This is a genomic window from Legionella resiliens (assembly GCF_021344005.1).
GTDB classification, from domain to species: Bacteria; Pseudomonadota; Gammaproteobacteria; order Legionellales; family Legionellaceae; genus Legionella; species Legionella resiliens.
The window spans coordinates 205,640-219,063 of sequence record NZ_JAJTND010000004.1; the positions used below are offsets into that span (position 1 = coordinate 205,640).

Genomic DNA, 13,424 nt, shown 5'->3' on the forward strand with positions numbered 1-13,424 from the left:
CGCTCCACGTTCCCAAGGGCCAAGAATGAATATGTACGCACAAACAACCCAAGAAAAAAGACAACTCTGGATTATTTTACTCATTGTCTTAATTAGTTTTATTGGTTCATCTATTGCTTACCCCATTTTCCCACCTTTGTTTTTACAATCCACGGATCAATCAATTATTTCCCCGGAATGGAGTGAAACAAGCAGACGTATTTTGCTGGGGCTAACCCTTGCAATTTTTCCTTTGGGACAATTTATTGGCTCTCCTATTCTAGGAAGAAATTCTGACTTGTACGGCCGCAAAAAAATAATGGTAATCAGTTTGGCAGGAAGCATACTGGGGTATTTATTGACTGTCATCGCATTTTGGACAAACAGTTTCTGGTTGTTATTATTTAGCCGCTTTTTAACCGGATTCATGGAAGGAACTTTTGCCGTTGCAAGGGCGTTGGCCACTGAATTAACTACAATTAGCAAGTTTGTAAGCTTTGGTAGAATTAACAGCATGGCTGGCATTGGCTACATCATTGGACCAATCATTGGTGGTTTACTATCAAACTCAAATATTGTTCCCTGGTTTTCATGGTCGTTCCCTTTTACTTTTGCAGCATTCGCTTCAATTATCACCCTGAGCCTTGCCTGGTGGAAATTACCAGAGCATAAAACCCTATCCAAACCTGAAAAAAAATCCATATTAAGCCAACTCAATATTATCCGGCAATTCAAGCTCTTATTTCAAAATCATCCCCATTTAATCCATCTGCTCATCATCAGCACATTGTTTACCTTCGCAGTGGATATGTTTTATGAATTTGGCCCGGTTTATCTGGCGGGAAAATGGTTTATGTCTCCAGGCATGATTGCGGTTTATAATGCTGCATTGTCAGCTGCCCTTGCTTTAGGCGCCGCATGGCTTCCACATCATCTTTCAAAACATATGCCCGTTCATAAAATGATAATCTTGGCTATGATGACCACTGCTCTGATTTTTGCGGCGATGGTTGCTTTTCAATACCCATCAGCCCTATTTTTATTGTTCACACTTATTGGATTTAGTATCACTACTGTGACAACAACGATGACGATTCACATATCAAACATGTCTCATACTGCTATTCAAGGAGAAGTCATGGGTGCACAATTAAGCTTGCGTACTCTAGGTGATGCTATTATTTGCTTTGTTGGTGGGTTTCTAATTGTTTTATCAATTATCACCCCTATTATTTTATGCGGTATCACTGCATTGACTGCTGGCATTTTGTGCTTGGTATATTTAAAACCAGCAGTCTAAATAGGTTTGTGATGATTGAATAGTAGTACCCTTATGCAGGTAGAGCCTTTCGCTGTTGATCATAGTAATAACTCATCATTGATGATTATTTATTTATGAAAAAATGCATTTAAATTATTTAATTTATTGATTAATAAGTAATTTTTTATTTTAGGTGGCCCTATGATTTTTTTGAAATCTCTGTTAAATTAATTCGCTGTTGTTTTTATCAGAAGAAGTTTGCTTAAAGCACTTTTTTTCGTGTAGTTATTTTTTAAGGATGAAGAAATTGTTAAAGAGTAAATATGGATTTGCATTAGCTATTTTTGGATTCACTTCAATTAGTGTTCAACCAAGTATTGCGGCTGCTTCGCCTGTAGTAAAAAAGCACGCTGTTTGGAAAGATCAGATTGAAAAAAAAGTTGATTGGTTTTCAATGAGTTGGCGTCCTTTTGCAACGGTATCATTAGGCGCAGCATTCACTGATGATGCAGGTAAGTCGCAATTTATTTCTATTGACGATCCTGTTCAAGATGAGTCATTTAGTTATTCTGCCGACGATACGGATCAATCTAAATTTATATATGGGGTTTCGCTTGGGATAGAAATTCTATTAAATCCAAGTTGGTTTTTACAAACCGGGTTTAGTTATTATCAACCCATGGAATTTAATACCCAAGGTGTTGTGACACAAGGCGCGTCGGATGTATTAATATTTGATTCATTTTCATATAAGTATGATATACAGGCATACCAAGTATTATTTGAAAACAAACTATTATATAACTGGATGTACCAATCGCTGACTTTCCATCCGTACATTTCAGGAGGTATCGGGGTTAGTTCGAATACTGCAAAAGATTTCACTGTCAATATTGTACCTGAATTTAGCACCTTTAGTAATCAATTTAAGGATGAGACGCGTACCTCTTTCTCGTATAGGGTAGGGGCGGGTGTAGATTATGATGTGACAAATCATATCCGTGTAGGTGTGGGCTATCGATTTTCTGACTTTGGTAAAGTGGAGCTTGGAAACGCTTCAATCGACGGTGTTCCCACATTTAATAATTTATCACAATCTCATTTATATACTAACGAAGTATTAGGACAAATCACTTTTGTGATTTAAAGGAGATGTAAAGCCTGGTTTGGTTTTATATAGACTCCAACAAAGTACAAAATTTACTTCAGATGCTTAAATTTTAGGGATATGATTGGCGTTTTGAGTGTGATCTAAATTGTCATTCAAGTGATTTAACTCATTCTTCTTACTCAATGATAGTTCCTGAGCTTTAGGCATCTGTATTTGAATTAATAGATGTGCTTTTGAGCAGCTTATTTTTTAAGCATTGTATTAGACTATCAAAGGATGAACAATGAAATATAAATATCATTTGTGTGCGGTTGGTTTTTGGGGGATTGTCGCTTCAATGAGCAGCTTTGCCTTACCTTTCAATATTAATCCCCAAGGTACCTTACCTACCACTGTTCCTGTAGGAGCAAGTGTGAATGCTGCATACACGGTGACGAACAACACCTTATCGATGCGGTTTAATAATTTTGTTAAGTGGCTTCCACCTAATGTAACTCAGGTGCTTGAGCCAACAGATCCGACTGTTTGTCCACTTTTTTTTAATTTAGGGCCAAATGGTTCGATTAATCAAAGTTGTACTTTAAAATTGAAAATATCCGGCGCGGTTAATCGGAATGATCCTGATCCTCACCATCATTTATTTGTTTGCTTTCCTGGGGGCAAAACCTGTGCCGGCCCAACACTTGATAATTCGTTAAATGTAATTGTAACCAATGCGCCACCAGAGACCCAAATTTCTGTTGCAGTGGGGGGCTATGGAACTTTGACTTCAGGATTTCCGCTTGTTTATACAAGTAATAATAATGGCGCTACCTGGCCCACTCCGGTATTACCACCCACTGTTGGTCTTCCCGGTAATCAAGCAGCACTTATTGGTGTGGCGTGCAATGGAAATCTCTGTACTGCCATTGGTGCAGTTTTCGGAGAGGTAGATGATACGTTGCCTTTCTCATATTCAAGCTCAGATAGAGGAGCAACCTGGTCTGCACCTAACCTTTTTTTACGGACCGGTCCTCTTGCAACCAGTAATGAGATCCTCCTTGTTACTGTGAGTTGTGTGGGTAGCAATTGTGTGAGTGGAGGAACATGGCGGGACAGTGTTTCTGGAAATCTTTATCCACTGAGCTATTGGAGTTCTAATAATGGCGTCACCTGGTCTCAGCCTACGTTTCTTTCAACTGCAGCTCTTCCACCTGGAAATGAAGGTGCAAGACTTGGTTCAATTAGTTGTGTTGGAACAAATTGTTCTGCAGTTGGTTTTTATAATGACGCTACAGGCGATCGCCAACCTGTGAGTTATTTCAGTGCAAACAATGGAATGACTTGGTCAGAAGCAATCATACCAAGTACTGCTAATTTTCCAGTTGGATATGTAGGTGGTGCTAAGCTGATGGGTGTAAGCTGTGTTGGCACGAATTGCAGTGCTGTGGGTGAGAGTCCTGACCCAGCAAATCCTAACGGAAATTTACCTCTGAGTTATACCAGTGCAAATGGTGGAATTTCCTGGTCTTTAGTAAGGTTTCTTTCAATAAATGGTTTGCCGCCTGGAAACAATGGAGCGTTTCTAAATGGAGTGAGCTGCGCCGGTGTTCGTTGTTCTGCGGTGGGATATTACAGAACAAGTACGGATCAGGTATTGCCTGTGAGTTATTTCAGCGCAAATAATGGAGTAACTTGGTCAGAAGCTATATTTCCTCCTACAAGCGGGATTCCTGCAGGCTTCGAGAATGCCCAATTAACCGGAGTTTCATGTAAAAATAATATATGTTCAGCAGTTGGCTTTTATAACGATCCAATGGGCACTACATTTCCTCTAACTTATCAAAGTTTGGATAATGGAATAACCTGGACCCTCTTTTTGCCGAGTATTGCTTCTATTCCTGGCGCTACTTCAGCTGTTACGTTTAGTGTAGGTGGTTCTGAAAGTGGTCTTTTGCAAACCTAATCTTGGGATAAAGCTAACTCAGGATGTTTCCTGGGTTAGCAAATTACCTTAAAGCAAAATTAGTATTATTTCCGAATCTAATTGCAGGTGAAATTTATCTGGGATCCTGGATAGTTGTTCTCAGTGATAGATACCCTCGATAAAAATCCATGATTGAGTAAGCCTGATATTGGCCATTGCAATTGTTGATGCTCTATGACTTTGCCATTACACGAACTCAAAATAAGTTGTCCGTTATTATTAAAAATAGAGAAATTTTTGTTATCGGGTAAATTTTGGAGTGTCTCCCTGGATAAGGAGGTCATTCTGGGGTTAGTGATGAGTGCTGCATATATAAAATCCATACGACTTTCTATGGGCTCACCATACATTGATTCAAAATATTTTTGCGCGCAAAAGGATAATGAGGCTGCACTGCCAGCAAGGGTTTTTACAGAACTTTTTTCTCCAGAAGGTAGACTGCCTTCTTTCATCAGGAAATTACCTTCCTTGTCTGCCAAATAGAAACTATTGTGCTCTTTACGAATATCCAAACTTCCTAATTTATAGGCTCCATCTTGACAACCTGTGGGCCCCAAGGCATCGGTTACAAGAATAATTTTGTTTTTAACCGCATTGTGTATGAGCGAAATAAATGAGGGGGATAAATGTACACCATCAGTAATGAGTTCCACCCCAGGCGGACAATGCTCAGGATTTTCGAGTATCCATTGTACTACATGGCTTTTGGGGTCACTTAAAGTAAGTGGTCGTGTCTCTCTGCTACACGATTCTTGACACCCATTGCCTAGGTGCGTAAATCCACGAGCGCCCGCCGCAATTGCACGGCTAAGGATCTCCTTATCATCCGGATTGCAGTGACCAATAAATACTGTTACAAAAATACCTTCTTGTTCAAGTGACTTTGTCTGTCTAATAAAATCTTCTGCACCTAATAAATCAGGCGCAATTGTGATTTTCCAGTGTTTAATGTGAGGCGCTACATCAATAATATCCCTAAATTGTTCCATACAAATACTATTTTGTAATGCATCTTCAGCATGAGCACCTTTACAACTCTTTGAGATAAAGGGGCCTTCTAAATGTACGCCAAGAAGCTGAGTATCACCTGGGGTAGGATTTTGTTCTTGTTTGTGAATAAAATCATTAATTTTTATCAGTGATTTTTTTAAGGCGGGGATTGGCATGGATACTAGAGTTGCGAGCGCATAAGAAAGTCCCGTGTTTCCTAGTGCTTTAACAATCCGATCCAAGCCTTCATCACTTATTTCATTGCCTAAATCAGCAAAATCAATACCGCCCTGGCCATGAACATGAGAATCCAGCATCCCTGGCATGAAGAAATAGCAACCTTTAGAATCAATTATTTTATCCTCTTGAAAAGATGATAAATCAGCATCAATATTGAAAATTATTCTTGCCCCATCTTCGGTAATTTGCACGTGTTTTAATTCTTTAATCCCGGCATGGTTATAGACATAAATATTTTTAATTAGCATTTAATACCCTCTTAGGGATGAGCTCCACAAACAATTGCCGGGCGCTTAATCTATTCCGGTCAGAGCTCTAAATACATGTTTTAGAACCGGACCCCCTCAGGAAATGCCCTAGAGTTTCACTGCTAAATTGGCTAAAATCGCACGTCGATAAATCAATTTTTTTTATGATTCATTGGCATCCTGCACTATTGTAATTGTAACAAAATATGGGAATGAGATGAATGGAGTGTTCCATAAGGTTTTGTTTACATTTCTACTGTCTTGGTGAAATGTAACCAAATCCTAAGTGATCTTCTTTAATCTGAATTCTTATTTGTATCGGATAGTACACCTTGAATTCTCGGAGAAAATATTTATGTTTAGCCGCATTTTTGTTAGGGAAACATCTGAAGGCATGGCAAGTAAAGCTGCTCGAGCTATTCAAATGACAATTATGGAAAATAATAAGAAAAAAATACCTACCGTTTTGGGACTGGCAACAGGGAGTACTCCTGAACCTTTATATAAAGAATTAGTTCGTCTGCATAAAGAGGAAAATTTAGATTTTTCATTGGTTATCACGTTTAATTTAGATGAGTATTTAGGATTAGGACCAACGCATGTTCAATCGTATAATTACTACATGCATCATCATTTTTTTGATCATGTTAATATCAAGAAAGAGAATATTCATATGCTTGATGGAACCGTTCCACTTCAGTCAATTGAACAGCATGCGAAAGAATATGAAGAAAAGATTAAAGAAGCGGGTGGAATAGATATTCAAATTTTAGGTTTGGGCGTGAATGGTCATATTGGTTTTAATGAACCCGGCTCTTCATTTGATTCTAAAACACGATTAATACAGTTAGATGATAAGACCCGCGAGGCGAATAAACGATTTTTTAATTCAAAAGATGAAGTGCCCACCCATGCGATAACAATGGGCATTGGAACGATTTTGCAACACAGCAAAGTGTGTTATTTGCTCGCCTCAGGCTCAACAAAGGCAGATATTATTGCTGCTGTGAATCTGGCTTCTTCACCGAATCAAGATATTCCGGCAACCGCTTTATATGCTCATAAAAATGTTACAATCATACTTGATAAAGAAGCAGCGTCCAAGTTGCCATCGTTGGTTAAACCAACAACATCCCCATTACTGTCGCGAAGCATCTATGCTCCTAAAGTTTCGGAAGAACTCAAAACAGTTCCTGTTAATGGGGTCAATGAAGTAAGAATAAATCTAACCTGATAAGACATCTAAAGCAATTCATCCAAACCCTATATTCAGGAAAGACGAATATGGGGTTAATTTTTTTAGTTGCAAACGAAGAGCTTGAAGAAGGTAATGAATTTCTTGTGATACGTTCATTGGCGATGCCGTGTTGGTATTTTTTGAAAATGGGTATTGCAGAAGGCTAAAGCAAGTCTACGGAATATTTACTTGAGAGCTAAATCTTTATCTATAAATTGTGATTTTTATAGGATAAAGTAGGCTGGCTCACTGAGTGCAGCAGCTCAGCACCAACCTACTGAGTTATGATCAATTAATTATCATCATCATCTTTATTGAGAAGCCGCCTGGCCATTTTGATAATTTAACTGGCTTTTTCTATATTGTGTTTGGTAGTTCGGTTGGCCAGCTTGATAATTTACTTGATTATTTTGATAATTTAACTGGCTTTTCCTATATTTTGTTTGATAGTTCGGTTGGCCAGCTTGATAATTGACCTGATTATTTTGATAGTTTAACTGGCTTTTCCTATATTGTGTTTGGTAGTTCGGTTGGCTAGTTTGATAGTTCACTTGACCATTTTGATAGTTTAGCTGGCCATTTCTATATCTTTTTTGATAATGTACCTGGCCATTATCATATCCTACGTTGCCTTTATAATATTTGGTATTCCCATATCCAACGTAGGTGTTATTGTAGTAACCGATGGGTTTATTATAGTTTCTATAACCCCCGTAATGTCTCGTTTTTCCAGTATTATAGACGATATTGTTTGAGTAATATCCTCTTGTTCTAGAGTAAGCGCTAGGCCAATAACCGTTGGTATTACCATAATAGCCATCATGCCAGCCTGCCCCATAACTACCTACTCTATAATAATTAGTAGTATATCCCGGAGGAGTATAACCAGCTGAATAGACATGATTGGCACGGTATCCAGGTGAATTCACGGTGGTCGTAGTACAACCACCTAGACCTATCAGAGTTGCAGCAATCCCCACGAGCTTAATTGTTTGATTCATAATGACCTCCTGTCGTTAAAATGCAATTTCATTGTAGTATGAGATTATAATTTGATCAAACTGGAATTTAATGATCCATGTCTCATTGCATTGGGATAGGAGTTCATTGGATGCTTGAACAGTTGGGAAATCCTCTATTTTTGAGAATGGATAAAGTTTTTTATCTCAATAAAGCAATAGCGGAGAAATGGTTCGTTGAGTTTTATTTTAGAAATTCCTTCTTTATGATCTTTTAAAGGAATTACTTCAATTAGAAGCGTATTGGCATTCAAGTTAAGGGCGTTGATCGTTTCTTTTGTGTCCACTCCATATCGATCGGAATCTAATTTTCCATTTCCATGTAGGAGGCAATTACGAATTTTAGAAATATTAACGAGCATGTTCCAATGCGTGTTATCAACAAGGTAGCCTAGTTCGCTCAGAGCGGGTTCAAATCGTGATATGCTTGCCTTTTTCTTAATTAACAATGGGTCACATTCATAATACAGGGCTTCTTCTAGTTTGGCGTAAATTTGCAGGAAGGTCGATTCAACTAGAGTCTGGACGCTTTGTTTATAAAACTCTAGAGCATGCATTTCTTCTATTGTGAGTTCATTAATATTTTTCTTCGCTTCGAGATGAGCGAGCTCTTTTTGAATGGATGCAGAGATTAATTCGTAGAGTTGTAGTTGATATTCAAAATGAATTGTTTTTAGAAATTTAAATTGCTTCATCGCTCATTATCCATGTCAGACAGTTGTTCTGCCAAGAAAATAGACTGAGTAGGATAACACTTTGAGTCAGTTATGTCTCATCCGAAGATGTTGAGTAGCCAAGAGTGCTGTGCCTTAACTCCTCATTTGCCCGAGTGGTTATTTCTTCGGATCCCAACGCATTCCTTTTTATCACATTATCTCCAGTAGAAGTATTTGAGTGAAATAAAGAATCAAAATGCAAGACATCTTTAGGGCTTTCTTGGTACTCATCTGAATCTGGCGGTAAGATACTGTAACTGTGTTTTACCTGAACTTCTTCTTTATTTAAATTGAGTCGAGTATAGAGATAATTTATTGCTGGGTCAGCAAGTTCATAAGCACCAGTTACTGCCAGGGCGGGCAAAAGTAAAATAGAAACAACTGCAGCTGTTGCTGCAGAAACCACAGCAACCGGTGCAAGCAGCAAAAAGAAAAGGACACTTGTCGTTCATAATGAAGTAATTATGGGGCCATTTCCATAGTTGGAAGTCATAATATTTTTAGAAGGATATAGCCAGTTTGTAAATTTTTCAGACAACTTTCCGGCAGACCATAAAGCACCGCCGATAACTATAACAGGAGAAAGGAGGGCAAGCATGGCCAGTAACAATGCTACTAGTACTACGCTTGCAGCAGCAGTAAATGGCAATAGGAGTACTGTCAATATACCAGTCAGGACCTGTTTCATCTTTTACCATATTATTGGTGTGTTTTTTATTTTAACAGGGTGACCTTAAGCAATACTTAACTACATTTACTGGAAAAACATAAAGCAGGTTAGACTTTAATTTTTGAATAAAAAGCAGCTTTTTTGCCTACATGCCGTTCCCGACCCCCAAGACTTGTTTGCGGTGTCATGCTGCTCCTATAATGCGTGGAGTAAAGACTTTTTGGTTTCGTAATGATGCGCTCACTTGATCATAGAGTAAGTTCTTAAGCTATACTTTTTTTTATGGAATATAGAATAGAACATACTGATTATGATTAGTAGAGAAGAAGCCCAACGACGAAAATTTGTGGATTGCCAAGCTTTAATAAAAAGCATACGTCAAAATCTTTCAGAGTGGGAAAACACTGAAATGCCTCCTCAATACCGTGAGACCCACCAGGACGTTACCCAGGTTGTAAGCAATGAGGTGGAGCGATTAGACAAAGCTTTAGTCGCTGCTGCCCCTCCGGATGAGGAGGGCCGCCTCAATGAGGTTTATGAGTCGCTCCAAGACCTGAGTAAAAAAACTACAACCGCGCAACTGCTGAGTAATGCTGTGATTATGACCTATGATCTCAGTAAAGAGAAACGGCTTGATCCTAAAGCACTACAAGAAGTAGGTATCAATTCCGTGAGAGTCGCATGGAATTTGGCCACTGACTTAGCCTTTGATAAATCCAAATCTTTTACTGAAAAAATGATGGGTTTTGCTAAGGCGTGCGGTAATGGAGTAATTGGCATGTGTCAAGGTGCCCTAAAGGGGTTTGATGAAGGTAAAGGTTTTTTCGACACAATAAAAAATATGGTCACAGGAGGGTTTGAACAGGGCATGGGAGGGTATAATAAATCACTTGCTACGAGTTTGTTGGGCGAGAAGGAGCGAGGAAAGCAAATTATATCCGATCTTAGGGCAGAACATGACAAAGTAGCGAAAGAGTTTGAGGATGATCCTAAGAACTCCATAAAACAAGCACGAAAAGCAATTATCGATGAGGAAGCCATCTATTTAAAGGATCTTGAAGACAGATTAAATAAAAGCTCAGGTAAAGAACTCTCAAATACTGTTCGCTCTTTGGAAGTATTACAATTAAGCCATGCGGGTACGTCACTTCAAAGTTCTGGCTTGTCATTTCTGCATCGTCTTGTTCTTGGCGATGACAAAAAATTAGATCGCAGCGTAGTAGAGAAATTAGGAAAGGATACGTTAAATGTCACCAGAAATATAAATCAACTCCTCGATGATTCGGCTAAAAGTATGCCTTCTAAATTATGGGATATGACTAAAGCTTATGCTAGTGCAGCAGGAGATGGAATAACAGCGTTTGTGAAAGGTTTCGAGGGGGGCAATTTAAAAGAAAAATACGTAAATGCTGTAGAAAAAGGTTTTTCTACTTTTATGGAAAAATTTTCTAAAGCACTGGATAAAAGTAATTCCCCAAAAAAATTAGATGCCGAGCCAGATTCGTTCGAAATGACTGCCCTCCCATCAACGAATAAACCACCGTCTATTCCACCGATTGAATCAACCCTCCCCACCAAGAAAGAGCCAACCGAAACGGCTAAAGTAGAAAGTGACTTGAATATAAAAAACGGCTGATATCTTAAGGGACTACTGAGCGCATGATGGGATTTTGCAATGAAATCAATGTCTCTGTGGATTGAATTTCATCGATAAGCTGAATTTTATTAACGAGTAACTGCTGTAAGGTGTCTATGGATTGGCACATCACTTTGATAAAAATATTAAAATGATGGCCAATCGTGTAATATGCTTCGATGACTTCCTCTAAATCCTCCAGTTTCTTTAAGACCGCTTGATAATCTTTTGCATGATTCAAAGTAATGCCAATGAAACAACAGACATCATATCCTAATCGCTTGGGATTAATATGGACATGTACCCCTTCAATAATACCTGCTTGCCGCATTTTTTCTACACGGACATGAATCGTAGCAGGACTTACGGCACAGGCTTTAGCGAGTTCTGCATAAGCAGTACGTGCATTTTTTATTAACGCATTCAGTATTTTTCGGTCAAGATTATCGATTGGATAATTTTCCAGGTCTTTCATGGTTATTTATTAAAATTTATTTAATTAAATTGCTATTTTAATAGATATTATTTTCTTTATCTATGTTTATTTTAAATTGGTAATAAAAATAAACTAAAAATTCAATATAATGTTAAGTTCATTTATTTTTGAGGCAGTGTAATGAAACAGGCATTTATTGAAAAGCAAAAGCAAATAAGCTTTGTTAAGGGCTTTTTTTCCCGTGAATTGGAACAAAAATTAGGTCTTATTGAGGTGCAAGGGCCATTATTGACTCGTGTTGGAGATGGTGTACAAGATAACCTGTCTGGCACAGAACAAGCTGTTTCTGTGAAGGTTAAAGCCATGCCCAATCATTCTTTTGAGGTTGTTCATTCTTTGGCTAAATGGAAAAGAAAATTACTTGGAGAATTTGCATTTCAGGCAGGGGAGGGAATTTATACTCATATGAATGCTTTAAGGCCTGACGAAGAGACATTAAGCCCGACCCATTCAGTTTTTGTGGATCAATGGGATTGGGAGCGTGTCATAGACTATAAAGACCGTTGCTTAAGTTATTTGAAAAAAACAGTCATTGAACTCTATGAATCGATAAAAAAAACAGAACATATAGTCAGTGATTTGTATGGTTTGACCCCATTCCTTCCTCAATACATTCATTTTATTTATACTGAAGAATTACGCGCTTTATATCCTCATCTATCGCCTAAAGATCGAGAGCGGGCTATTACTAAAAAATATGGGGCTGTTTTTTTAATTGGGATAGGTGGTTCGTTATCCGATGGAAGACCTCATGATTTACGTGCTCCTGATTATGATGATTGGAGTTCAGTGAATGAAGTAGGATTAACCGGCTTAAACGGTGATATTTTAGTTTGGAACCCGATAATTTCAGATGTTTTTGAAATTTCTTCTATGGGTATTCGAGTCAATGAGGCCATATTAAAATACCAATTGGCATTAACAGGTTGTCAGCATCGTTTGGATTTTGATTGGCACCAGAAATTAATATCCGGTTCTTTACCTCAAACAATTGGCGGCGGTATTGGTCAATCGCGTTTAGTGATGCTGTTGTTGCAAAAAAAACATATAGGCGAAGTCCAATGCAGTGTTTGGCCTGAATCCGTAGAAATTTGACCTACTCTGAGAGTAAATTCAGGCATAAATCCAAAGATACTGCATTTGGATTATGCCTATTACTCAACTCTTATTCAGACCGTTTCTGATAATCTCCGTCCTACATCGTTTTACTGACACGGTTTTCAACTTCTTCGCCTACTTCATGACTGTCTTCATAGAATTTACGTAATCGCTCGATAGAGACGAATCGCACACCCTCAGCATTGGTATCGGCAAATTTATCAAAAAAAGCGCTCCATTCGCCATTAGATGCCTTTAACCCTATTCCAAAAGTATCAGAGCGTGTTTCCTGTTGTCTGCATGCATCTAAAAATTGATAGAAGCTGGCTTCAGTAATCACCAATTTGTTCGTCTCTTCATTTTCTTCTGCATAGTCAAGCAGCTCACTCCATCGTTCTTCATTAATGGTTCCATCCAGGTTGTAAATCCGCGTGCTTTGAGGATGATTGAGTACTCCAACTGCGTGTTTGGCTTTAAATATGGAAAATGGACAGCCGCTGACTTTCATTCCACCAGCAGCCGATACGATGGCTGCATTGGAGCGTGCTGCAAGCCAACTATCTCCCAGACGTTCATTTTGTTGGCTAATCGAGGTATAAGAAATTCCCTCGGGTTGGTTGCCGCCAAAATATTTCATATGTTTTTCTAGTGGAGTGACTGTTCTGGATGGGGATTTTTTTTCTTCTTTTTCATCTACGTCTACTTCCATTTTTAATTCCATATCAAAAGCTCCTAATTAAATAGTCCAATTAGATCA

Annotated in this window: 13 protein-coding genes; 6 read left to right on the forward strand and 7 right to left on the reverse strand. The window is 38.4% G+C overall.

What is annotated here, in order from left to right; genetic code table 11:
* Positions 1-25: 25 nt before the first annotated feature.
* The 3 genes from LXO92_RS06470 (at position 26) to LXO92_RS06480 (ending at position 4,296) form a co-directional block, all read left to right on the forward strand.
* Positions 26-1,279 carry an MFS transporter gene (locus tag LXO92_RS06470; RefSeq protein ID WP_232890639.1) on the forward strand — a complete coding sequence of 418 codons (1,254 nt, stop codon included), beginning with the start codon at positions 26-28 and terminating at the stop codon, positions 1,277-1,279.
* 259 nt (positions 1,280-1,538) lie between these two features.
* A complete protein-coding gene (locus tag LXO92_RS06475; protein WP_232890640.1) occupies positions 1,539-2,387 on the forward strand; it encodes an outer membrane protein in 849 nt (282 codons plus the stop codon).
* Between the two features lie 247 nt (positions 2,388-2,634).
* Complete coding sequence (locus LXO92_RS06480; RefSeq protein WP_232890641.1) at positions 2,635-4,296, forward strand: glycoside hydrolase; 1,662 nt, start codon at positions 2,635-2,637, stop codon at positions 4,294-4,296.
* Between the two features lie 77 nt (positions 4,297-4,373).
* On the opposite strand, the gene LXO92_RS06485 is transcribed toward LXO92_RS06480, so the two are convergent.
* Complete coding sequence (locus LXO92_RS06485; protein ID WP_232890642.1) at positions 4,374-5,795, reverse strand: N-acetylglucosamine-6-phosphate deacetylase; 1,422 nt, start codon at positions 5,793-5,795, stop codon at positions 4,374-4,376.
* Positions 5,796-6,150: 355 nt separating this feature from the next.
* On the opposite strand from LXO92_RS06485, the gene nagB reads away from it, so the two are divergent.
* A complete protein-coding gene (nagB, locus tag LXO92_RS06490) occupies positions 6,151-7,029 on the forward strand; it encodes a glucosamine-6-phosphate deaminase (RefSeq protein WP_182351861.1) in 879 nt (292 codons plus the stop codon).
* Positions 7,030-7,343: 314 nt separating this feature from the next.
* On the opposite strand, the gene LXO92_RS06495 is transcribed toward nagB, so the two are convergent.
* The 4 genes from LXO92_RS06495 to LXO92_RS06510 form a co-directional block, all read right to left on the reverse strand.
* Positions 7,344-8,033 (reverse strand): hypothetical protein, encoded by a 690-nt coding sequence (locus tag LXO92_RS06495; RefSeq protein WP_232890643.1) that lies wholly within the window; start codon positions 8,031-8,033, stop codon positions 7,344-7,346.
* Positions 8,034-8,167: 134 nt separating this feature from the next.
* Positions 8,168-8,746 (reverse strand): hypothetical protein, encoded by a 579-nt coding sequence (locus LXO92_RS06500; RefSeq protein ID WP_232890644.1) that lies wholly within the window; start codon positions 8,744-8,746, stop codon positions 8,168-8,170.
* Positions 8,747-8,816: 70 nt separating this feature from the next.
* Positions 8,817-9,194: a hypothetical protein gene (locus LXO92_RS06505; protein WP_232890645.1), complete on the reverse strand. Its 378-nt coding sequence runs from the start codon at positions 9,192-9,194 to the stop codon at positions 8,817-8,819.
* 21 nt (positions 9,195-9,215) lie between these two features.
* Complete coding sequence (locus LXO92_RS06510) at positions 9,216-9,455, reverse strand: hypothetical protein (RefSeq protein ID WP_232890646.1); 240 nt, start codon at positions 9,453-9,455, stop codon at positions 9,216-9,218.
* A gap of 292 nt (positions 9,456-9,747) precedes the next feature.
* Here LXO92_RS06510 and LXO92_RS06515 point away from each other — a divergent pair, with 292 nt between their 5' ends.
* Positions 9,748-11,073 carry a hypothetical protein gene (locus tag LXO92_RS06515; protein WP_182351865.1) on the forward strand — a complete coding sequence of 442 codons (1,326 nt, stop codon included), beginning with the start codon at positions 9,748-9,750 and terminating at the stop codon, positions 11,071-11,073.
* Between the two features lie 4 nt (positions 11,074-11,077).
* Here the strand turns inward: LXO92_RS06515 and asnC are convergent, their stop codons facing one another.
* Positions 11,078-11,548, reverse strand: coding sequence for a transcriptional regulator AsnC (gene asnC, locus LXO92_RS06520; protein ID WP_182351866.1), 471 nt, complete (start codon positions 11,546-11,548; stop codon positions 11,078-11,080).
* Between the two features lie 141 nt (positions 11,549-11,689).
* Between asnC and asnA the strand changes: the two genes are divergently transcribed.
* On the forward strand, positions 11,690-12,664 hold the full coding sequence (gene asnA / locus LXO92_RS06525; RefSeq protein ID WP_182351867.1) for an aspartate--ammonia ligase: 975 nt from the start codon (positions 11,690-11,692) through the stop codon (positions 12,662-12,664).
* Between the two features lie 100 nt (positions 12,665-12,764).
* Here asnA and LXO92_RS06530 read toward each other — a convergent pair whose 3' ends face one another.
* Positions 12,765-13,388, reverse strand: a complete 624-nt coding sequence (locus tag LXO92_RS06530) for a caleosin family protein (protein WP_182351868.1) — start codon at positions 13,386-13,388, stop codon at positions 12,765-12,767.
* Positions 13,389-13,424 lie beyond the last annotated feature (36 nt).